The following is a 22,609-nucleotide window of genomic DNA, read 5'->3' as shown; positions in this document are numbered from 1 at the left end:
CATGGGTATGGAATCACAGAATATTATTCGTAGTTCTGCGACATCATCGCTAACGCCTTCACCTGATGCGCGTAAACGCCAAATTCAGGTAACAAAGCTTATCGATGTAACGTGCTGTACTGGCTGTAAAGGCTGTATGGATGCGTGTAGCGAATGGAACAACTTGCGCGGCAAAGTAGGTACCTTTGAAGGTACCTACCAAAATCCGCCAAATACAACCGCTGAAACATGGACCACTATCCACTTCAAAGAAATTGAAGAAGATAACAAGTTCAAATGGTTATTCAGCAAACACAGCTGTATGCACTGTTCTGATCCTGGCTGTTTAAAAGCCTGTCCAGAGCCTGATGCTATCGTGCAATACGAAAACGGTGTTGTCGATTTTAACTCTGAAAAGTGTGTCGGTTGTGGCTACTGTATTGCTGGTTGTCCGTTTGATATTCCACGCATGAACCCAGTCGATAACCGTGTTTACAAGTGTACTTTGTGTCTTGATCGCCTACAGGCAGGTCAAGTGCCTTCATGTGCAAAAACCTGTCCTACAGGTGCACTACGTTTTGGTGAGCGAGAAGAAATTCTTGAATACGCTAACCAACGAGTGGCAGCACTGCAAGCCAAAGGTCACAAGAACGCGGGTATTTACAACCCAGCTGGTGTGGGCGGCACACACGTGATTTATGTGTTGCACGATATTACTGATCCTGAACGTTACGATCTGCCAAAAGATCCAAAGATCAGCGAAACAGTGAAATTGTGGAAAGACGATGTGAAGCCACTTGCAGCAGCAGGTTTAGTGGGTACGCTTGCGTTGGCAGCGATTCACCGTGTGACTGTTGGTCGCAGCCGTGTTGCGGAAGAAGAAGGAGATGAAAAATGAGTTTGAATAAAACAATTTTACGTCATAAGCCTTTAGATCGCGTTGTGCACTGGACGGTAGCACTAACGGGTATCTGGACTCTATTGTCTGGTTTATCTTTTATGTTCGCACCATTGCACTTCCTTAGCTATGTCTACGGTTCACCGCAACTTGCACGTATTTTGCACCCATTCGGCGCAATTGTGATGACAATCGGACTTGCGTTTTTAGTTGCACGCTACTGGAGCCATAACCACTTTGAAAAAGGTGATCTCCAGTGGATGCTAAAAGTTAAAGACGTCTTAACCGAGAACGAAGAAAACGTACCAGAAGCAGGACAATACAACGCAGGTCAAAAAATGATCCTACGTCAATTTATTGCTTGTGGTCTGATCCTTCTTGTTACCGGTTTGATTGCATGGCGTGCCTACTTTGCGGCTTACTTCAGCATTGATGTCGTTCGCATTGCACTGATTGTTCACTCAATCACAGCCATTGTTTTTGCTCTTAGCCTGATTATCCATGCTTACATGGCGTACTGGGTAGAAGGCTCTATCGATGGCATGTTAGAAGGGAAGGTTTCTCCTGCTTGGGCGAAAAAACACCACCCTCGTTGGCTACGTTCGCTAACTAGCGGCAAAAACCAACACTAACAACATGATTAAAAGCGGTAAGCCTGCACTTACCGCTTTACCTTTTTATACCAACCAAGGTTTACTTTGGTTGGTATTCTTGTCATTGGAAAACAGCATGAGCGTTAAAATTCTAGATAAAAATACCATTATAAAACAAAAAAGTGATGGCTTTACTCCGTTAATTATTGGTGATCCTGCAACCATTTTTTCAGCTCGTGCCGAGCGTTTACGTGCACTGGCTAAAGACTCTTTCATGGCAGATTACCTACTATTAGCCGGACAAATTGTTCAACAACAAGCGCGATTGGCCGAAGACTTTGCCCAACCTGTTGCTAACTTCGTATCAGAAAATGCTTTAACTTGGCCGCTATCTTTAGATCAAGCTTGGTTTCCAATCTTAGAAGCCATGTTAGCGCAATTAACCACCTCATTACGTTTAGTTGCATCTGACGACATCGTAAAAGTGATCGATTCACTTCAAGATCTTGATAGCGACACCCTACACCATTACTTCACCGCACTTCAGCATAACCAGCCTGAGCGTGTACCTGCTGATCTTGCTATTTTGCTATGGGCTTGTATTAATACATTCACCAGCCTACTTGTAAAAACCACGGCACTAGAGTGGCAACCCGAGCCCAATGTAAAACAGCATTTCTGCCCTCTTTGTGGTGGTGCGCCAGTGGCAAGTTTGATTAAAGGCAGTGGCCACCGTTACTTGCATTGCAGCCAATGTGAAACAGAATGGCATCGTCTTCGTGCTGAATGTACTCAATGTGCGGATGGTGAAAATATTCATCTACAAAGTGAAACCCTTGAAGATGCGGTACGTGCTGAAACTTGCGGTCACTGTAATAGCTACCTCAAGATTTTATTTTTAGAAAAGCAACCAAACCTTGATCCTATCGCAGACGATCTTGCGACATTAGTGTTAGATCATAAGCTAAACCAAAACGAATTATACCGTAATGGATTTAACCCATTCTTTTTACCACTAATACAGTAATACTGAGAGCGATATGACAGCCCAAGCACTCTATGCCCACTTACCCAGTGTTGATCTGATTTTAAATCACGAATTACAACAGCCTTTGATCCATCAATTTGGTAAAGAGCACATCACTACGCTTGTTCGTCAATTATTAGATCAAGCCCGCGAGACAATTCGAGATCAACAACAATTACCTCAGTGGCTGACACTTAATGAGTGCGACGGGCTGGCACTATCGCAACAGAAACTTGCACGTATAAATCTGTTTTCTCATCATCTCGCGCAATCGACCCTGCCTTTACAACATCAAGGGCAACGTCGTGTTTTTAACTTAACCGGTACTATCTTACACACCAATTTAGGTCGTTCGCTGCAAGCAGAAGCTGCAATAAAAGCGGTGACAGAGGTGATGCGTTTCCCTTCGACTTTAGAGTATTCTCTCCAGCAAGGTAAACGAGGCCACCGCGATCAAGCCATCAGTGAACAACTGCAACAGCTCATTGGTTGTGAAGATGCGTGCTTAGTAAATAACAATGCCGCTGCGGTACTGTTAATGCTAGCCAGCCTTGCCAGTGGAAAAGAAGTCATTGTATCGCGTGGTGAGTTAGTTGAAATTGGTGGCTCATTTCGCATTCCAGATGTCATGCGACAAGCAGGGTGTCAGCTCGTTGAAGTCGGTGCCACGAATCGCACTCACTTGAAAGACTATCAACAAGCGATTAATGAAAATACCGCGTTACTGATGAAAGTACACACCAGTAACTACATGATCCAAGGCTTTACCAGCGCGGTATCTGAAGCTGAACTCTGTGCGTTGGGACGCACAATGCAAGTACCAGTGATCAGCGATTTAGGCAGTGGGTCATTAATCGATTTAGCCCAATACGGACTACCAAGCGAGCCGATGCCACAAAAGATGCTGCAAGATGGCATTGATTTAGTGAGCTTTTCTGGCGATAAATTACTCGGTGGACCACAAGCTGGGATCATTGCTGGGAAATCTGAACTCATTGAACAGCTGCAACATCACCCACTTAAACGTGCACTTCGCTGTGACAAGATGACCTTAGCAGCGCTTGAAGCAACATTGAATTTATACCGTCATCCAGAGCGTTTACCTTGCGATCTCCCTACGCTGTCGATGCTAACTCGCAGCCTTGATACGCTGACAGATTTGGGGGAACGTCTAGTGCCTTACTGTCAGCAATTGGTTGGTCAGTACTTTACAGTAACGGTGATGCCTTCAATGGGGCAAATAGGCAGTGGTGCGCTACCCACCGAACAACTTGAATCTGTCGCGTTATGTTTCAGTGTTAACAATAATCAAACATCCTACACGCTTAATGATCTTGCGGATCTTTTAGCAAGCGGTGAGATCCCAATTATCGGTCGTATTCACCATGACAAACTGTGGTTATGTTTACGTGGGATCAGTCATGAACAAGATTTCATGACTCAGCTTGCTCAACTTTCACTTTCTAATGCTAATCACGAATAACAAAGAACTAATAACGCCACTTTATGATAATTGCCACCGCTGGCCATGTTGATCATGGTAAAACCCATTTACTTCAAGCCCTAACAGGCACCAATGCTGATCGCTTACCAGAAGAGCAAAAACGTGGGCTAACCATTGATTTAGGGTATGCGTTTATGACCTATCACTCACAGCAAACGCAACAACAAGAAACCCTCGGATTTATTGATGTACCGGGTCACGAGAAGTTTCTTTCCAACATGCTCGCCGGTGTCGGTACAGCCCATCATGCGATGCTGATTGTCGCAGGTGATGAAGGCATGATGGCGCAAAGCTATGAGCATTTAGCCATTTTGCGTTTATTGGCGATGGATAGCCTAACAGTGGTGATCACCAAATCAGATCTCACTACTTTAGAGCAACAACAGCAGTTAGAAGCACAACTCACTCAACTCTTATTTCAGCAAGGTTTTACCGAGCCAACAATATTTCATTGCTCCGCGTTTACTGGTGATGGTATTGATGTACTTAAAGCTCACTTAATCGCTTTAACTGACAATGAAAAACAGCAACAAAATGATTTAGGCTTTCGTCTTGCCATTGATCGTGCTTTTCACGTAAAAGGGGCAGGATTGGTTGTTACTGGGACGGCATTAAGTGGCAGCATAAAGGTCGGTGATAGCCTGCATTTTGTTAGCCATAACAAACTTAAGCAAGGTCAAACACAGGCAAAAACTGTCCGTATAAAAGGTTTACACGCCCAAGGAAATACAGCGCAAACGGCAACAGCAAACCAGCGTGTAGCGATGAATATCGTTGGTGACATTGATAAGGACGAGCTTAGCCGTGGCGACTGGTTAGTCAATATTGTGCCCGATGCCGTGAGCAATCGCGTAACGATTACACTGGCTGCCAATACCGATATTAAACACTGGCAAGCAGTACAAGTTTTCCATGCCGCAGCCCATACCACGGGTCGTATTGCGCTACTTGAAACAGATAAGGCGAAGGCAGGCGAGCATGTACTGGCTGAGATTACCTTCGATAGTCCATTATGTTTAGCAGAGCAAGATCGCCTATTACTGCGCGATCCCGCTTTAAAAACGAACCTTGGTAGTGGCGTCGTCATTGATTTGCTACCACCTAATCGTGGCAAGCGAAAGCCAGAGCGTTTAGCTTATTTAACCCAACGTGTAGAACTTGATTCCCTTAAAGATATTATTGCCTTTAAACTTGCCAATAAACCACAATCTATCAGTGAGTTAACGTGGCAGCATCAAAGTCAACACATAGAACAAGTCGCAGGTAGTCATGTTGAAAATGATATTACCCAGTACGGTGATTTCCTTTGTACTTCTGCCTATCAAGTACAACTACAGCAGAACATGATTGAAAAACTCGCGTTATACCATCAACAAGAAAATGACCACATCGGCTTAGGTAAAGATCGTCTTTATCGCATTGCAGCACTCAACCAACCTGCAGCTATTTTTAATGAGCTGTTGGCTCAGTTATTAGCCCAGCAAAGCATTATCAATACTCGTGGTTGGTTACACCTTGCCAGCCACCAGCTACAACTCACAGAGCTTGAACAAAAAAGCTGGCAGCGCATTGCCCAAATCATGCAGCAAAGTTCAACCCCTTGGTGGGTGCGCGATCTCGCCAATGAATGTGATTTTGATGAAGACGAATTGCGTGCTCTAAGCTATAAATTGGCACAACTGGGCTATATCTCTGCGATTGTTAAAGATCGCTATGTAAGCCACGACTATTTGATCTCGATTGCTAATCGTGTCCGTGAACATATTGAACACCATCAAAAACTGGAAACAGCAGAGTTTAGAACGATTAGTCTACTAGGACGAAAAGTCGCCATTCAGATCTTGGAGTATTTCGATAAGATTGGTTTTACAAAAAGGAAATTTAACTATCGCGAACTGCGAGATGAAGGTTTACTAAAAGGATAAACAAATGAAGTGGCGGAAGAACATAGGAGTCGAACCTACCCAGGACTGCTGGCAGCCCTACCCGGATTTGAAATCCGGACGCATCACCGGATACGCCGTTCTTCCTCATTTGTGTGACGTATTTTATGTGTTAAAGGTATAGTTATCAACTGCTATCGCTCAATTTCAGGGATAGCAGTTGTTTTTTAAGAACAACTGATTAAATATCAAGCTACTTCATTTGCTGATCTAAATTTAAAATAGTGAGCGCGTTACTTACACTGGTTGCTAATACATCAACAACCCCAGAACGCAGTGCGCCTAAGAGTGCTAAGGCTTTACTATTTTCTGCTGCCGTTACCACAACAGTTGGAATATTTCGTAATTCTTCCATGGTTAAACCAATAACACGATCGCTCATCATGGTATCAGCTTGTTTTCCATGGCTATCAAAAAAGTCATAGCCCGCAATATCACCGACCACACCTTTACGAATTCGCGCTTCAACAATTTCTTGTGGTGTAAACCAACCTAACTTCACCATATGGCTATTTTCATTCATATCGCCTACGCCAACCAACGCTAAATCAGCACGACGAGCACGATCTAAGGTTTCTTTTACCGTGCCATTTTTCATAAATGCTTCTTTCACTATGATGTCGTCAACATAAGCGGGGGCATACAAGGTTTCACTAATACCATCATATTTTTTCGCCAATTGGCGACAAATGTGATCGGCATTAATGGCATTGCCTGAACGGTGTGTACCACCAATACCAGAAACAAATCGACATTTACGATGCGGCACAACACCAACATGATTAGCAATAGACGCGATATTACGTCCTTGCCCAACCGCAACCACCATATCATCAGTTAATGTCGTCGTTAGGTAGCTCGAAACCAGACTTGCCACTTGCTGACGTTGGGTTTCGTCATCAGGCTGATCGAGTGCAACCAATGCGCGTTTTAAGTTAAAACGCTCAATCAATTGCTGTTCTAATTTTTCACTAAAAACAGGGTGATATTTAACGGTAATTTCCACTACCCCTTCATCACGCGCACGACGAAGTAAACGACCGACTTTAGCGCGAGACATACCAAAGCGCTGAGAGATCTCTTCTTGAGTAGCACCATCCTGATAATAAGCAATAGCGATCTCGGTAAGTAAATCACTGTCTACATGGTTACTGTCAGTACTGCTTATGCTCATTTTTGTGCCCTTTGTGTGGATAACCGATTTATTTATATTATCGGTTTATTCTATCACTGAGCAGAACAAAGCAATACTGACTAAACTCTCACATTTAGACGTGTACAGCTTTCACTCATAAAAACAGCACAAAAGTGAACGTGTTTTTTACCACTATAGGCCAACTCCCAACACCACATATAACAGGCTGATATATAAACACTTAATATCACGTACAGCTTTTTACCTTAAATATACCAAAAACTAAAAAGGCTGCACACAATTCATTACGCACTCATCGCTTCATCCACCAGTACTATCGGATAACCTTGCGAACACTGCTCCACTCGCCCTTTGACACCATAAGCGTTACGTAATACCTCTGCTGTTAACACTTGCTCTCCTTTGCCCATAACGACTACTCCATCAGGGCTGAGGACCAACACTTTATCGCAAAAACGTAAGGCTAAATTTATGTCATGGATCGCGACAAGACCCATGCCTCCAGTGTGCGCCAAATTTTGTTTTACAGCCTGAAGCACACTAATTTGCCAATGCAGATCTAACGCACTGGTTGGCTCATCAAGTAATAATAATCGAGGCTCTCGAATCAGCACTTGCGCTAATCCGATCATCTGTCGCTGCCCACCTGACATTTGTGCTAGCTGTTTAAGTGCTAAATGGGTTATTCCTAATTGGGAAAATGTTTTTTCAATGATTTGCTCAATATAACTTTTACTCAGTTCGGGTTTTACCGCGCGACAAGCACTAAATACAATTTCATAAGCAACAAGGCTAGTTGCCTGAGGCAGTGTTTGTGGCAAGTAACCGATTCTTCTGGCACTTTCGCTAAGGGCTAACTGACTTAATATTTCGCCATCAAGAGACACATCACCTTGATATTTTTGTAATCGCGCTATCGCTTTGAGCAATGTCGATTTACCTACTCCATTAGGGCCGAGTACCGCCACCAACTCACCATTTTGGATCGGCTCAACAGAAAGTTGCTCAATGATCTTTTGCTGACCATACCCCGTTGTGAGGCTATTAATATTTAATGACATTACAACTTCCCTTTACTCGATAAAATAAGGCTCATGAAGAATGGGATACCAATTAATGATGTTACGATTCCAATTGGTAAAATCACTCCAGGGATCAAGCTTTTACTCGCGATGGAAGCCAGCGATAACAACAATGCACCGGCAATGGCACTCCCCGGAAGAAAAAAGCGATGATCTTCGCCTAATAACATTCTTGTTATATGAGGACCGACTAACCCAACAAAGCCAATTTCCCCCACAAACGCCACAGCGACAGCCGTTAATAAGCTCACTCTCAACAACACCATTAAGCGCATGCGCTCTACGCGAATACCGATACTTCTTGCTTGATCTTCTCCCGAGCGAATCGCTGTCATCGCCCATGCTTGACGCATAGAAAGCGGGAAACACACCGCAAAGACAAGTGCGACAATCAACACTTTTTCGTTATTTGCTCGCACCAAACTGCCCATGGTCCAAAACACTATCTGTTGTAAAGCATTACTGTCTGCGACAAACATTAATAAACTGACTAAGGCGTTAAGGGCAAAAAAGAGTGAAATACCAAACAAGATCACGGTATTAACCGATGCGCCTTGGCTTCGTGATAACACCACCACCAAAAGTGATGCTAAAAGCGCAAAAGCAAAAGCAAACAAAGGCAAAATGTAGTCAAAGCGAAACGGTAACCATGACCAATCAAATAAGATAGCAACCGCCGCGCCTAATGTTGCAGCCGCACCAATGCCTAAGGTAAACGGACTCGCTAACGGATTATTTAAAGAGGTTTGCATTTCAGCCCCCGCTAACCCTAATGCCGCACCAACAACAATGGCCATTAAAGCGTAAGGGATCCTGACATCAAAAATAATCACTTGTTGGACGGGATCGAGTACTTCAGGCTGAAAGAGCGCGGAAAAAATATGGTTTAAGCCAATTTGAGAAGGGCCGGTTGCAGTATCAATAACCCATGCAATGACAAGTGCTATCGCCATCATACTTAACAAGAGAATTCGTTTAATCACAAAGCGCCGATAACGCTGTGACAAACTGGTTGTTTGATGGTTTTCATCAACACTTAATGTGGCTAATTTCATGATATTTCCTTTATCTTACAAAGCCAAAAACCGGATAACAGTGACGTCATCCGGCTCATTGAATTAATTAAAACAACACTAATATTTAATTTATAACGCCATCCAATAGGTACCATTAAGAGGCACTGGCTGATAATCACGATATAGTGTTTCTAATGTTTTTTGTGGTGATAGCTCAGCAAACTTTTTGGGGTAGGCCCATTTAGCAAACGTCTGAATAGCAACAATATTGAGCGGCGTATTATAAAAATGGTGCCAGATAGAATAAGCCCGTTTATTTTTCACTGCGGTTAATTGATTAAGTGGCGGTCGTTGAGTAATGGCAGCCAAAGACTGGTGTGCTACTTTGGCACTAATACTGGTACCAAGAACAATATATTGCGGTGCTTCTTTTTGAGTCTGGGTTGAGCCAACAGCAGTACCAATATAAATGTCAGGCTGATGCGTTAATAAATACTCTTGATTTAATACGCCCACAGATCCCGGAAGTAGTGGCTGTGCCATATTCTTCACCCCAATAAAATCAAGCATTTGAGCAACCATACCCCGAGCCATGGTCTCACAACATTCACCGTTAACACCTACACGACTATGAAGAAAGACTGTCGGAACATCTTCAGGTTTTACCGTAGCAAGACCTTGCTTCACCTTATCTAATTCTTGGTTATAAAATTGAATATAGCTTTTCGCTTGCGCTTCTCGACCCAGTACTTTGCCCATAACTTCTAGGCTGCGTAAGGTATTTTTCACCGGATCTTTGCGAAAATCGATAAAGACGACCGTTACACCCGCACGCTCTAAAATTTCAATAATTTCGCTATTTCGCGCATTAGGCCCATGACCTTCGACACCTAAAAAAGCCACATCCGCTTTAAGCGCTAATGCGGTTTCTAAACTAAAACTCTCCGTTGCGCCTTTACCAAACAGAGGAATATTATCGATGTCAGGAAATGCGGTTTGATATTGTTGATAAGAATCAGGATCGACTAACTTCATGTCTCCCATCATACCGACAATACGAGATAACACTTGATCGCCTTCTAAAATCGCTAACGCGGGAATATAGCGACTTTCACTTAACAGTAATCTTTCCGCAGGTTGAGATATTACGACTTCTCGCCCAGCTAAATCCGTTACAGTAATGCTTTTCGCTACACTGTGAGTACTACATAAAACCAAGCAAACACTGAGCAGAGCAATAAGACGATTTTTTATTGATAGAAATTGCGGCATAACTTTCCCTTTGATCACATTCACCTAGCCTTAAACGAAAAAAGGAGAGACAGACGTCCCTCCTTGTTCATTTATTTAAAAGGCATACGCAACATTAAAGCGGATATCACGACCCGGCTCGCGTGGTGCACTCGCAATAGCGTTTACATCACCGTAGCTAGCATGATCACGATAATCTTTATCAAAGAGATTTTTAACTGCCAGAGAGAGTGTTAACTCTTCACCCGATAATGGTTGCCACTGGCTGTAAATATCATGAACGGCATAACCTGGCTTTTCACTGTAGTTAGTGACGTACTCTTCACCTTTATAGATTTCAACCACTTCTACTGCATCATCAAGACGAGCAACATAGCGACCTGTATAACCAATTAACAAGTTATCAAATACATAGTAATTAATATCCGCAACCCATGTATCACCTGTCGAGGTACCAATACCAAAGTTCTCATCAATTAAACGTTGACCATCAAGATCCGAGAGAGAGTGATTGAAGCTTAATGACATACTTAAATCATTGAAGGTGTAGCCAGCACGCGCAGTGAAACCTTTGGTTTCTAAGTCGCCTTGATTTTTCGCACTCTTACCGACCACATCGTCAATTTTATTAATGTACGCCGTTGCTGATAGATTTAGACCGCCGTTTACCCAGCTCGCCCCCACTTCGGTATTATGTGCTCGCTCTGCTTTACGGTTTGGATCTAACTCAATATCAGTCATGAATGAATCTGGGATCTGGGCGCCACGGAAAGCTTCTGCGTAACCGGCATAAACATTCAAACCCGGTATAACGCTGTAGTTCAGGCTAACATTAGGGCTAAAGCCTGAATGATCGACTTCTGTACCGTAAGAATCTTTTAATTTATATGTATCGTAACGACCACCAACACTTAATAGTAGCGGCTCAACAATACGGAAATCACTCTGTACATAGACGCCTGCAACAGTGCCTTTAAACTCATAAGTATCTGGGCTATAAGCTAAGAATGTGCCATCTGTTATATCTTTACGGTAATCAACACCATACGTAACAGCAAACAAGTTAAAGCTACTCGTGTTGCGAATATCACCACCATAGCTGTGTGTTTTCGCAATATTATTTGTTTCACGAGGTACGTCTGGACGACTCTTATGCTTTAGCTCAGTTTCGGTGTTATATGCGGTAACATCAAGATCAAGGTATGGGTTATCAGCAGGATTTAAACCGTAATTCAGCGTGAAAGTATCTCGGTTCATCTCTTGGTCAAGCGGGAAATTCTTTCTACTTTCAGCCCAGTGAGGTCGGAAGTTACGATACGCTTCATCACCGCGGTGATCATAACTTAAAGTGATTTTCTGCGCATCAGTGATATCACCAACAAGTTTAATAAAGCCAACTTTGTTTTGTGCTTCAGTAAACGGCTGCTCGTTACCATCGCCATCTGTGTAGTTACCTAAATCGCTATACACCATAGTAGCAACAACGCTTACGTTGTCAGTAAGGTAACCATAGCCGCTGACGCTCGTTTTATATCCTTTCGTATTATCATAGTAGCCCGCCTTCACTAAGCCACCAAAACGTTCGTCACCTTGCAACATATCTTCAGCATCTTTGGTTTTAAAACGAATCGCACCACCCAGTGCCCCCGCACCATCTGTCGCACGTCCAGCACCCGCCGCAACTTCAACTTGTTTCAATAATTCTGGTTCTATTGATAAACGCCCTTGGTGGTGAAAAATATTGCCTGATTGAACAGCACCATCAATAGTCACGTTTAGCTGGCTATCTTCTAAACCACGAACATAAATCTTTTGAGCAACACCAGTACCGCCACCAATGCTGACTTCGGGATCTGTGCGGAAAATATCATTGATATCGTTGGCTTGTTGTCGTTCAAGCTGCTCAGAATCAATAAACACTTCTGTCGCTTGTAATGGGTTACCCATTACAACCATTTTTTCATGTTCACCTTCTGAGTCGGCAACCGCAATTTGTGTAAACAACGCACTTGAGACAGCAACCGTTGTCGGTAGCAGCTTGAATTTGCATCCTTTCAACATCTTAATTTTCCATTGTTAATGATAATAATTATCATTATTTTGCTTCTACGCACTAAGATGTAAATGCTTTTTACAATTGTTACAACCACACAACTAATTAATTACTATGAAAAAAGCCCTTACCTTTCGATAAGAGCTTTTTCCTTATTAACTAAAACTGTAACCAACGCCATGAGCCGTTTTCAGCCGCTCAACTGGCATACCTGCCGATACTAATTTTCGTCGAACTCGGCTTAAGTGCATATCTAAACTGCGGTCATATAAGCTAAACTCACGTGACAATACCTGTCGGTATAAATAGTCTTTACTCAATACTTGATTTTGTTGAAAAGCTAATGTCCAAAGTAAATTAAATTGAATTGGTGTCATTGATAATGTGGTTTCTTTATAACTTACCGCTAAACTTTGCTTATCCATTTTCAAATCATCAACAATTAATAACTTGGTTTTATTTGACGGTAATTGCCGCTGCTGAATACGCCTTAAAATCGCAATAACACGACACAAGACTTCCTTAATCGGCTGTTTACGTGGAATGTAATCATCTACACCATGGAAAAAACTGTTTACGCATTCAGTATCGCTATAGTTATCCGCTAATAAGACAATAGGAATGTGAGAAACTTGCCGGCACTGTTTTAAAAACGTAAACCCTTTCATTTCAGGTAATTGATTAGAGACCAGCATAAGATCTACTGTCGCATTTTTATAAACGTTTTCAGCTTCAAGTGCAGATTGGCAACGTTTGATCACAAAACCTTCACGCCAAAACAGTTCAATTAACTGCTGACCATAATTATGCTCAGGTTCCACAATTAAGATTGTTCTTGAATGATGGACCTTATCTATATTCATGCCAATCCCTAGCTAAGTATCTGTCACTTTATTGATAATAGTTATCACTATCAGTTAGGTAACTGATAGTATACGAGCGTTTTTTTATAATCAATGCCTATTTATCGAAATCAGTTAAATAAAAATTAAAACTAAAACAGTAATTCAGCCTGTTTTATATTCTCACCAAACCTATCTAATGCTTTTTTGTCATTTATTAAGATTTGCTTTACATTATTACCAAACCACTCAAGTGATGCGGTTGTATTTTTATTTCGAGATAATCCATCAATAAAATGTTGATAATCTAATACCCCCTCAAATAAAGGTGTCATTCCTTCACGGCTACCTGCTGGCGAATAAACGTTATCAGGTGAAAACACGTTTAAATATTCTCGGGAAGCGATATTTTTTAAGTGGTAATGATCGACATAATCACTAATTTGATTGTGAAAATAATTAATGTCAGCACCAGATTCCCAAACATGTAAGCTGTCAAAATTAATTTTTAAAGCCGGATGGTAAACCTCATCTAAAAGCTGCAGAATCGATTCTGTCGTATCCGCTAAAGTATTGGGATGGGTTTCAACAAGTACATTTAACCCTTGGTGATGCGCGTATTCACAAATATGACGTAGTCTTGTAACCAGCTTTTCTCGGTCATTTTTATTAACCTTATCGCTGGCTTGATGCCCCGCAAAAGTACGTATTTTATTTGTGTTCCAATAGTTCGCTAACTTACAAATATGCGCACACTTTTGCTGAGTAACGGTTGGATCCCCCACTAAGGGTAAGTAATCACTTAGCATCGAAATCGAGAGTCCCATTTCCTTTAACCATTGAGCATCATATTGAGGTTGTGACTCCAGACTTATGGCATGTACCCCCCAAAGCTCAATACCTTGAAAATCATGGCTTCTTGCCCATTGTGCTAAGTGTTCTAATGACATTAATTGATGACGAAACGAAATAGTACAAATAGATAATTGCATATCAGCAAACCTCCATAACAGAATCACACGGTAAGTCGTTTAATTCACACCAATCGGAATACATATCAAATAACCCTTTTTTAATACGCTTTTCTGTTCTGTCTTGCTTATCCAACAAGTATTGAATACCTGTATATAAATTAAGATCTTTGGTTTCTGCCATTTTCATTACTTGATACTGAATACTGGTATAGGTCTGGATTAATTCTTCAATCACATCACACCAATATTCAAAATCATCATCACTTTGACCTAACGCTCTGCCAAAATAAGCAAAGCCATGTTCGTAGGCATATTTACGCACCGCGATAACTTTTAATTCACGTAAAGAAAGTGGGAGATCAGACAAACTAATCCCCTGCGTTTCATCAAGGTGAGCTTGAATAATTTCACGAACGGCATTTGTTAGCGGGTTTTTATCTTCAATAAAGCAAAGCTTGAAATAATCTTGCACCACATTTAACGGCGCATCGTGCAGAGCATTTTCATTAAAAATATACCCTCCCTCAACGGTTGGCTGAGAGATAGCATTTTCAATACGATCTTGTGAAATTTCACCTTGCCAACGAAAGTCAGGATCCCACATCATCCAATGCTCTGGCGTCTCTGTTTCCGTCAACATAACGTAATGGGGAAATGGGTTCTGATTAAATTTATTTTCACGCTCAGGAAGGTGATAAAGATCGAGCATCACCATCAAGTGCTCTGAGTTCGATTTATTACCAAGTAACGCTTTCATGGTGGCTAAATTCGCAAGCTTGGTTTTCTCACTGTCATACCAAGCGATAAGCTCGCCACCAAACAAACGTTGGTACCAATCAATAAATAATTGGTGATTAATGTCGTCACTATGGTATTGCAGTTGGTAGCGCTCACTTACATCAAACGTCGCATCCCATACCGCAAAATAAAATGGTCGATGATCAATGCCTTTGCTCTTTAACGCTTCACATACACAACTAACAAAGCAATGTACTTTTACATCTTCAAATTCAACCTCAGGCTCTTTCGGTGCGAGCTCTGAGTCGTTGTTAACTTGGCATAGGAAATCGGCTAAGCTCGCAACTGTCGCATAATCTGCAGCTGTAATATGTTGCTCTGGTACGGTCAATCCTAAATCGAGCTCTAAATGTAAAATAAGCTGAAGTATTAACACTGAATCTAAATACAACTCTTCATTCAACTTTGCTGATGGACTAAAAAGCGCCATATGGCTATTTTGCATATTTTCTTCAAGCACTTTTTTGATAGCTTGGATCATCTCTTCGCGCTGCATTTTTCTTCCTTAACCAATCGCTGCAATTGAAACACTACTTTGTGAAAGCGCTTTTCGATTTATCTTTCCGTTTGCCGCTTTTTCGATAATCTCGCGCTGCTCTATATCAACGGGTAACTGGTGATTCGCTAAACGCGTTCCACACCATTGACGAATACGGCTTGGTTCAATCATTGTGTCTGCCACAAACTGCAAACATACACGCTCACCAGATAACTCATCGGCACGCTTAAACACCACCGCATCTGTAATTTCAGCCAATTCCATCACAACGTTTTCCACATCTTGTGGATACACATTCAGCCCAGAAACATTGATCATGTCATCGCTACGGGAGACGAAACATAACTGCCCTTGCTCATCAAAAAAACCAAGATCTTGAGTATTAATATCAAGCTTATTTTTGGATACGATGATCTCTTGCGGGGAAGTGACATCACTCCCTGCTGATACCCTTAAATGTGGAAGTGGAAAGCCCATTTGATTGGCATATTCAGGATTTTCGCAGACGGTAATACAACCTGCTTCAGAACAGCCGTATTGCTGGAATAAATACTGACTTCGTACCTTTATCGCTTCAAACCAGGCTTGCGGTAGCACCGTTCCTGACGTCATCACAGCATGTAGTTGTTCTTGTTTGGGATAGAGCTGTACGAGGGAATGCAGTAAGTTTGGTGATGAATAAAGCAAGTGCTCACTATTCTCTAAGCATTTTCTCAATAGGTATTTAGGATTAATGTTGGTTATGATCACAGGCACTAAACCACGCTTAAGCGCGACAAGTACGCCACAAATTAATCCATAAGAGTGAGTAATTGGACATGCAATTAAAGGGGTCATGGACTGAGGTGCTGTAAAGGTTGTCACATAACTTTCAATTTCTTCATCAATAGACAACCAAGAACGAGTGATCACTTTCGGCTCACCAGTTGTCCCAGAGCTAGTTTGTACTAAAACCGCTTGTTGATCTTTATCTTCTCTTTTTAGCGTCAGTCCCGTCTGCTCAATATCAAAAATAACGATATGACAGTTTGCTTTGTCTGCTAAACGCTTTGCCGCTAAACGCGGAGTCGTGGCTAAAATAGGATAAAATGAACCACCATTTCTTTTTAAATATAAACAAAGTGCTAGCAACTGAGCAGGATTTTGTAGGCACACGGCAACGCGTTTTCCTGCACAGTCTTTTAACTGAGGGTGCGCTGAAAATATTTGGAAGCACTGTGAGAAAAAAGCACTATCGATATAATCATCGTTAACGTAAATCATAATATCCCTATTATTTAAAAGCGCACGAAAGCGCATTCGACACGATATGGTGACACTCTTGTTTCTTAGCCTGAAATTTTCGAGCTAATAATGATTCTGTTGCAATTGAAGTAGATTGGTAATCGAGTTGAGCTATCCGATCAGCAAGCTCTGGATGCGCTGCACTGTATTGTTCGAGCTTATTCTCAACCAGTTGCCAGAACTGCCTTTCCGTTCCACCGTAATGCCATTCAATAAGGTGAGAAACCTCTGCAAGGTTATAAATGAATAAGGTATCCATCACTAATTCGCGCAGCAGCTCTACCGAACTCATGGCATAAAATATATCTAGAGGTGCCTTGGCTAAGGTTGGTTCTAATAATGCTAAATCAGGTGCTGGAAACTCAGTACTAAGGAACGTAGAGTGGTATTCGACACTTTCATGAAAATCACGAATAATAATCTTTTCAGGCCAACCATTGCGGTGAACCAATACCATGTTTTGTCCGTGCGGCTCCGTTCCCACCCCATACTTGACCAATAAGTGCCAAATTGGGATCACTGCCACCTCAATAAGTTGCGAAAGCCACGGTACTAAGCCATATTTATCAATCCAATGATCGATGAATGGCTGACCATCTTGCTCGACCATCATCAACGCATTAAATGGTACCGCCGTTTGCTCAGGTGATAATTTTTTTTCTAGGCTTTCTCTAAAAATAACCGCCAGTTGGTCACTTAAAGGATCACACTCCACCGTTTTCCCAAGCGGTACATAAATCCCGCCCGCGTATTCGGCTAAGATGTCTAATCCTGACAACTCAGGATCTTGACTAACAATGGTTTCAAGCCATGTTGATATCTCTGGTGCCAAGCAAACGGAATAACCAGCTAAGGTCCGCTTAGAAGAGGTGTTCACCATATTCAATGGCAATTTGATATTGGCTTTTGCTTGATTCGTCACATTGAGTAAAGTTCTGACCGATTGCGAAGCAACATATTGGTCTCCTAACTCTCCCAAATCGATAATAATTTTCTGCTCAAGTAAAGATGGAAAATCTTCTTTGTGTAATTGACGCCACTGCCAAGGATGAACAGGCAATAAAGCATACTCCTGCCAGTTACCTTGCTGCTGAGATAAAATAAAACTCAATGTTTGCCAGTGATCTTGATCTAATTCACTTGACCAAAAACGATCATGCTCATCAGGTAAATGTGAACGAAAATGTGTTCTTTTTATCGCGATCCAGTGCAAACAAAATGATTCCCCAGCTTCAGGTCCATAACATTGATGATCAAGAAAGTTAAACCCTGTTCGCGCTTTAAAAGAGGGGTGATAAGGATGTCCTTCATCAAGTTGTGCTTCCAACTCAATAAAACTTGCCTGCCGACGTGAATCACGAGCTGGAATATTGTCTTGATTCCAGCGACACAAATTGGAGGTTTGTTTAAACTCTTCGATAATAGATAACTTAACTTGCTCAAGGGCGGGCAAATCTCGAACAATATCTTCCCAAGATTGCGAGATAAGCTGAGGCTGACCATCAATCGTTAAGGTTGAAATATCTAAACGATAACGCCCAAAAGCGCCAATATGACCACGAACGTGATAATGCTTTTCCGCCATGCTCCAAGTAAACGTGTTGTGACCATTCTCAGAGCCAACATCAATTTCAACCAATTGTTCAAACATGATGGCTTCAAAAAGTTGCTTAATGATTCTCTGTTCAGGTTCTAGCGTAAGACAATTAGGCAATGGCATCTGATACCTCCTTTTTCTGATTTGTGGTATCAGCTGTTATAAATGGATTATCGATGTAGCAATAAATCGCCTGTTCGTTCTCAACCATTAATTCATCGACATCGTGGACACGTGTCAGTAAATTCGCTTTCATTGCCCATTGCTTATTTGTCAGTAATTGCTCGACAAATAATTTACCGCCACCCAGTAATGATTTATGTAATGCGGTGAGCCGTTGCTTAACAAAATTCAGTAATAAAGCTTCATCAATAATATGATCAGCGCCTAGTCGACCAATAATCGAAAAGAGATGGTTGATCATTAAATAATAAGTGAATCGCTCACAGATCATTTCATCATCAAAATACAAGTCATGAACACGGCTAGATTCAGGCTCCATACCTTCTAAATAACTGCGGTAGCTTTTTGATAAATAGAAACCTTGGTTATCTCGGAAATAATAATTCGATGGATAACCAGTCTCTAATTGAATAACGCTATTTTGTTGGTGTGCTTCTAACGCAATGCCATGCTCATCATACAAACGGATCATAGGATCTATCGCACAATCCCAATAGCGGGCAAACCATCGCATCGCTACATGAGATTCAGAGCAATGCTCTTTCGTTGCCAACTCAACAATAATAGAGGCTAATAACGATGCTTGATTTGGCAGCGGATCTTGTGTCAATGCAGCAATAGTAAGAACATCCTGATCTTGATCCGCCTGAAATGGATTTTCTCGAATAATCGTTTCAAAACCACTTTCTTCTCGCTCTGGTAATAATACGGTGACGTATGCAGGATCTGTCACAACATTAAAGCTAGGATAATCACCACTAAATCCCGTCTTACGATATAACCCAGCCATAACTACGCCAGCATCAAGTTCATGACGTTTATTTACTCTAAGAGAATTCGTAATTTTTACAGGTATCGAAAACTTATACATCCAAGATAAATGCGCACTGTATAGCGATCTCACAGAGGACGTTGCGGTGAACTTACAACCATGCTGTCCGCTATCAATAATTAGCCCCTGAGTCATTAAATCCAGAATAGCAGGATCATGTAATAATTTTTGCGCTTGCAGCGGATGCATAGGCAAGACTATAAACTCATCTGAAATTTGTAAGTCTGCGGTTTCGAGAGAAGAAGCAATGATCTCTTCAGCTGAAATTGATAATGCTGAGCGCTGGCAAATCAAAGAGCGGGCAACATTAAAGTAATGAAGTGCAAACTCCCCTTTTAATTCAGGCGCATAAGATTGATGATGAAAATCAAGCATCCCTTGACGACTTTTAGGCGTCGGATGTTGCCAATGTCCAAAAACTAAACTCTGTTCAGCATCAATAAAACAGCGAGAAGGCGGTGCATTTTTTGTCATATTTTCCGCCAAAAAATACTCCATGAGCGACATACTTTCTAACAGGCGAATCAATAGTTCCTGTTTTTTCAGTGACATTGTCTTTTGCTCAAAAAATGAATCTAAAAGCGTAATTGCAGCTTCTTTTTCAGAGATGGTATACCAATTTTCATCATTATTTTTTAACCAGATATCACCAAAAGTATGGCGACCAACAATGGTTTTATAAGTCACTTCAACGGCTATAACTACATGTTCTATAGGTAAGTTTATTTCAATAATCCACTGACACGATGGTGAACAACATAATTCATTTTTCTCCATCCACGCATCAACTCGGTACCATGAATCTTGCTTACATTCTTTTAAGTAACAATTAAAGAGGGCCTGAAATGAAGCGACTTCAGCTATTTTTTTTGCTGTTAACATCATGTTGAACCGACTATTTATTGATAAATAAGAAATTAATTAAAGATTCTTAATGATATTAATTCTCATTTCAATAATGATTACATTTGTTACACAAAAATGTATGCAGCAGCAAAACGTGGCACTTCAACGCTCGTACTTATGATTGAAACGCTTCAAAATGGACATTAAGCTCATTCATAAAACATAAATTCATGACGTATAACAAGGTCACTCAGGGCCCTATCATTAGTACTTTTTTCCTGTTTGCTTTTCCTGCACTCATTGCATTACTTGCTATTACCACTGCAAGTTTGGTCGATGGGATCTTTGTAGGAAAATATCTAGGTTATGAAGCTTTAGCAGCTATCAATATTCTTATTCCTTACATCACATTCATGTTTGCATTGGGTCTAATGGTGGCTATTGGTGGGACAGTAACTGCAGGAAAATTTATCGGAGAAGGAAACTATAAAGAGGCTAATGGTATTTTTACCTTATCGTTAATCTCTATTTTTTTATTCGCTACCTTGATGGCGATTATTAGTTTATTTTTCAATGAGACTTTATTTTTATTTCTTGGTGTTGATGAACAATTAACCCCCCTTACTCAAGCTTACTTCCAAGTAATATCAGTCGTACTCATCATTCAACTAACCACGATGGTTTTATATTATTTTGTACGCGCAGATGGCTTTCCAACGCTAGCAACATCAGCTTTAGTCTTGGGCTCTGTCGTTAACATCATGCTTGATGTCCTTTTTCTTGGCTATTTTCAGTGGGGAATTCAATCGGCCGCTTGGGCAACAGGTATAGCACAGATAATACAGTTATTAGTGCTCTGTACTTTTTTCACTAAGAAACAAAGATTAATTAAATTTAAGCTCTGTTATTCATGCGTGAAACCTTACTTCAGAGGGCTACTTAATGGGATTTCAGAATATATCAATGAAATTTCTGTTGGTATTGTTATTTTCACTATTCATTGGCTATTGATGAAAGTGCAGGGCAATACTGCTATCTCAGGCTTCGCCGTCGCAAACTATATGTTATTTATTAGCATGATGCTGTTTTACGGCATTATCGATGCTCTTCATATACTGGTAAGCCAAAACTATGGAGCAAAAAATTTCACACGCATCAACCAATTCATGCTTTTAGCTACCGTTACCGTGATAAGTATTAGTACACTATTAATAGTAAGCGCACTGTCAGGATCAGATTCAATAACGAAGCTTTTCATTGAAAATACAAAATCTGACGCCTATCAATTAGCATTAAGTTACATTAGCGTTATATGGCCCTGTTTTATCTTTAGCGGAATAAATGTCTTACTATCTTGCTATTTCACAGCGATGCACTGTCCTCTTCAATCATCTATTATCGCTTTATCAAGAGGGTTAGTTTTACCTGTATCACTGCTTCTACTCTTCACAAATTTTATTCCAAGCATCCCATTTCTTTTTGCTTTACCTATCGCAGAGTTAAGCACTTTTATTATTGCATTAACGCTTTACCTTCGTTTCCAACACAGTATAAAACACAAGTCTAAGCTGGTAACTATATGATGCTTATCAATAATCAGTCATACAAAAAAGCTCTACTGAGATCTTAAATAAGTGGTCGAAAGTGCTGGACTTGCCTAAGCTTCGCAATAAAAGCTTAACTACACACTATCATTTCCACTTTCTACAGACGAAAAAAAACCTCGCTATTACTAGCGAGGCTTCTTAATAAGTGGCGGAACGGTGGGGACGCCTAGTTCGGGCTTGCGCTCAAGCGGGACTCGAACCCGCGCCCCCGGCGTGACAGGTCGCTAAGCTCTCCAATAAAGAGGCTAACCAACTGAACTACCAACTCACTCAAATACATTTAACTCATTTATTCTAAATGTAAAAAAGCCCCAGTCTTTCGACTAGGGCTTAATATAAGTGGCGGAACGGCTGGGCTTGCGCTCAAGCGGGACTCGAACCCGCGCCCCCCCTGCGTGACAGGCCGCTAAGCCCTCCAATAAAGAGCCTAACCAACTGAACTACCACTCACTCAAATACATTTAACTCATTTATTCCAAATGTAAAAAAGCCCCAGTCTTTCGACTAGGGCTTAATATAAGTGGCGGAGCGGACGGGACTCGAACCCGCGACCCCCGGCGTGACAGGCCGGTATTCTAACCAACTGAACTACCGCTCCGACGAACATGGATGTTCTAATATCGCGAAGCCATGGATGGCTAAGAG

General features: G+C 41.4%; 17 protein-coding genes and 2 tRNA genes. 6 read left to right on the top strand and 13 right to left on the bottom strand.

The features are described from left to right. Position 1 precedes the first annotated feature (1 nt). The 5 genes from fdxH (at position 2) to selB (ending at position 5,926) form a co-directional block, all read left to right on the top strand. Positions 2–877, top strand: a complete 876-nt coding sequence (fdxH, locus tag C9J40_RS15320; protein WP_005369414.1) for a formate dehydrogenase subunit beta — start codon at positions 2–4, stop codon at positions 875–877. Then, positions 874–1,509: a formate dehydrogenase subunit gamma gene (locus C9J40_RS15315; protein WP_005369417.1), complete on the top strand. Its 636-nt coding sequence runs from the start codon at positions 874–876 to the stop codon at positions 1,507–1,509. Before fdxH ends, C9J40_RS15315 begins: the two co-directional genes overlap by 4 nt. A gap of 97 nt (positions 1,510–1,606) precedes the next feature. Then, positions 1,607–2,497 (top strand): formate dehydrogenase accessory protein FdhE, encoded by an 891-nt coding sequence (gene fdhE / locus C9J40_RS15310; RefSeq protein WP_107206455.1) that lies wholly within the window; start codon positions 1,607–1,609, stop codon positions 2,495–2,497. A 13-nt stretch (positions 2,498–2,510) separates the two neighbouring features. After that, a complete protein-coding gene (selA, locus tag C9J40_RS15305; RefSeq protein WP_107247354.1) occupies positions 2,511–3,980 on the top strand; it encodes an L-seryl-tRNA(Sec) selenium transferase in 1,470 nt (489 codons plus the stop codon). 23 nt (positions 3,981–4,003) lie between these two features. Continuing rightward, a complete protein-coding gene (gene selB / locus C9J40_RS15300; RefSeq protein WP_107247353.1) occupies positions 4,004–5,926 on the top strand; it encodes a selenocysteine-specific translation elongation factor in 1,923 nt (640 codons plus the stop codon). A gap of 10 nt (positions 5,927–5,936) precedes the next feature. Here selB and C9J40_RS15295 read toward each other — a convergent pair. The 12 genes from C9J40_RS15295 to C9J40_RS15240 all read right to left on the bottom strand — a co-directional run bounded on the left by C9J40_RS15295 (position 5,937) and on the right by C9J40_RS15240 (position 20,396). After that, positions 5,937–6,031 (bottom strand) — tRNA-Sec (locus C9J40_RS15295). 106 nt (positions 6,032–6,137) lie between these two features. After that, the gene (locus C9J40_RS15290) at positions 6,138–7,118 is read right to left on the bottom strand and encodes a sugar-binding transcriptional regulator (protein ID WP_005369422.1); all 981 of its coding nucleotides are present in this window, start codon (positions 7,116–7,118) and stop codon (positions 6,138–6,140) included. A 266-nt stretch (positions 7,119–7,384) separates the two neighbouring features. Continuing rightward, positions 7,385–8,161 (bottom strand): ABC transporter ATP-binding protein, encoded by a 777-nt coding sequence (locus C9J40_RS15285; protein ID WP_107247352.1) that lies wholly within the window; start codon positions 8,159–8,161, stop codon positions 7,385–7,387. Further along, positions 8,161–9,237, bottom strand: a complete 1,077-nt coding sequence (locus C9J40_RS15280) for an iron ABC transporter permease (protein WP_107205942.1) — start codon at positions 9,235–9,237, stop codon at positions 8,161–8,163. The genes C9J40_RS15285 and C9J40_RS15280 overlap by 1 nt, the downstream gene beginning before the upstream one ends. A gap of 90 nt (positions 9,238–9,327) precedes the next feature. Then, positions 9,328–10,470, bottom strand: coding sequence for an ABC transporter substrate-binding protein (locus tag C9J40_RS15275; RefSeq protein ID WP_233220330.1), 1,143 nt, complete (start codon positions 10,468–10,470; stop codon positions 9,328–9,330). Positions 10,471–10,545: 75 nt separating this feature from the next. Further along, on the bottom strand, positions 10,546–12,510 hold the full coding sequence (locus tag C9J40_RS15270) for a TonB-dependent receptor domain-containing protein (protein WP_107247350.1): 1,965 nt from the start codon (positions 12,508–12,510) through the stop codon (positions 10,546–10,548). A 147-nt stretch (positions 12,511–12,657) separates the two neighbouring features. Then, entirely contained in the window at positions 12,658–13,365 is a 708-nt protein-coding gene (locus C9J40_RS15265; RefSeq protein WP_107205939.1) for a response regulator transcription factor, read from the bottom strand. Positions 13,366–13,496: 131 nt separating this feature from the next. Beyond that, positions 13,497–14,336 (bottom strand): sugar phosphate isomerase/epimerase, encoded by an 840-nt coding sequence (locus C9J40_RS15260; RefSeq protein WP_107247349.1) that lies wholly within the window; start codon positions 14,334–14,336, stop codon positions 13,497–13,499. Between the two features lies 1 nt (position 14,337). Beyond that, on the bottom strand, positions 14,338–15,612 hold the full coding sequence (locus tag C9J40_RS15255) for a DUF6005 family protein (RefSeq protein ID WP_107247348.1): 1,275 nt from the start codon (positions 15,610–15,612) through the stop codon (positions 14,338–14,340). A gap of 9 nt (positions 15,613–15,621) precedes the next feature. Then, positions 15,622–16,878: an AMP-binding protein gene (locus C9J40_RS15250; RefSeq protein WP_107247389.1), complete on the bottom strand. Its 1,257-nt coding sequence runs from the start codon at positions 16,876–16,878 to the stop codon at positions 15,622–15,624. A gap of 10 nt (positions 16,879–16,888) precedes the next feature. Continuing rightward, positions 16,889–18,619 carry an IucA/IucC family siderophore biosynthesis protein gene (locus C9J40_RS15245; RefSeq protein ID WP_107247347.1) on the bottom strand — a complete coding sequence of 577 codons (1,731 nt, stop codon included), beginning with the start codon at positions 18,617–18,619 and terminating at the stop codon, positions 16,889–16,891. After that, positions 18,606–20,396 (bottom strand): IucA/IucC family siderophore biosynthesis protein, encoded by a 1,791-nt coding sequence (locus tag C9J40_RS15240; RefSeq protein WP_107247346.1) that lies wholly within the window; start codon positions 20,394–20,396, stop codon positions 18,606–18,608. The genes C9J40_RS15245 and C9J40_RS15240 overlap by 14 nt, the downstream gene beginning before the upstream one ends. 191 nt (positions 20,397–20,587) lie before the next feature. On the opposite strand from C9J40_RS15240, the gene C9J40_RS15235 reads away from it, so the two are divergent. Beyond that, positions 20,588–21,940, top strand: a complete 1,353-nt coding sequence (locus C9J40_RS15235) for an MATE family efflux transporter (RefSeq protein ID WP_107247345.1) — start codon at positions 20,588–20,590, stop codon at positions 21,938–21,940. A 545-nt stretch (positions 21,941–22,485) separates the two neighbouring features. Here the strand turns inward: C9J40_RS15235 and C9J40_RS15230 are convergent. Further along, positions 22,486–22,562 (bottom strand) — tRNA-Asp (locus C9J40_RS15230). Positions 22,563–22,609: the final 47 nt, after the last annotated feature.

Origin of the sequence: Photobacterium sp. GB-72 (genome assembly GCF_003026095.1) — a bacterium.
Lineage (GTDB): Bacteria > Pseudomonadota > Gammaproteobacteria > Enterobacterales > Vibrionaceae > Photobacterium.
Note: the sequence above shows the minus strand (reverse complement) of the source record. Positions and strands in the feature narration are given on the sequence as shown.

Bases quoted from the DNA above. Each gene is read 5' to 3' on its own strand.
- C9J40_RS15265 (WP_107205939.1), bottom strand. From the start codon at position 13,365: ATGAATATAGATAAGGTCCATCATTCAAGAACAATCTTAATTGTGGAA.
- C9J40_RS15240 (WP_107247346.1), bottom strand. From the start codon at position 20,396: ATGATGTTAACAGCAAAAAAAATAGCTGAAGTCGCTTCATTTCAGGCC.
- C9J40_RS15235 (WP_107247345.1), top strand. From the start codon at position 20,588: ATGACGTATAACAAGGTCACTCAGGGCCCTATCATTAGTACTTTTTTC.
- C9J40_RS15290 (WP_005369422.1), bottom strand. From the start codon at position 7,118: ATGAGCATAAGCAGTACTGACAGTAACCATGTAGACAGTGATTTACTT.
- C9J40_RS15245 (WP_107247347.1), bottom strand. From the start codon at position 18,619: ATGCCATTGCCTAATTGTCTTACGCTAGAACCTGAACAGAGAATCATT.
- C9J40_RS15285 (WP_107247352.1), bottom strand. From the start codon at position 8,161: ATGTCATTAAATATTAATAGCCTCACAACGGGGTATGGTCAGCAAAAG.
- selA (WP_107247354.1), top strand. From the start codon at position 2,511: ATGACAGCCCAAGCACTCTATGCCCACTTACCCAGTGTTGATCTGATT.
- C9J40_RS15280 (WP_107205942.1), bottom strand. From the start codon at position 9,237: ATGAAATTAGCCACATTAAGTGTTGATGAAAACCATCAAACAACCAGT.
- C9J40_RS15315 (WP_005369417.1), top strand. From the start codon at position 874: ATGAGTTTGAATAAAACAATTTTACGTCATAAGCCTTTAGATCGCGTT.
- selB (WP_107247353.1), top strand. From the start codon at position 4,004: ATGATAATTGCCACCGCTGGCCATGTTGATCATGGTAAAACCCATTTA.
- C9J40_RS15260 (WP_107247349.1), bottom strand. From the start codon at position 14,336: ATGCAATTATCTATTTGTACTATTTCGTTTCGTCATCAATTAATGTCA.
- C9J40_RS15250 (WP_107247389.1), bottom strand. From the start codon at position 16,878: ATGATTTACGTTAACGATGATTATATCGATAGTGCTTTTTTCTCACAG.
- C9J40_RS15255 (WP_107247348.1), bottom strand. From the start codon at position 15,612: ATGCAGCGCGAAGAGATGATCCAAGCTATCAAAAAAGTGCTTGAAGAA.
- C9J40_RS15270 (WP_107247350.1), bottom strand. From the start codon at position 12,510: ATGTTGAAAGGATGCAAATTCAAGCTGCTACCGACAACGGTTGCTGTC.
- C9J40_RS15275 (WP_233220330.1), bottom strand. From the start codon at position 10,470: ATGCCGCAATTTCTATCAATAAAAAATCGTCTTATTGCTCTGCTCAGT.
- fdxH (WP_005369414.1), top strand. From the start codon at position 2: ATGGGTATGGAATCACAGAATATTATTCGTAGTTCTGCGACATCATCG.
- fdhE (WP_107206455.1), top strand. From the start codon at position 1,607: ATGAGCGTTAAAATTCTAGATAAAAATACCATTATAAAACAAAAAAGT.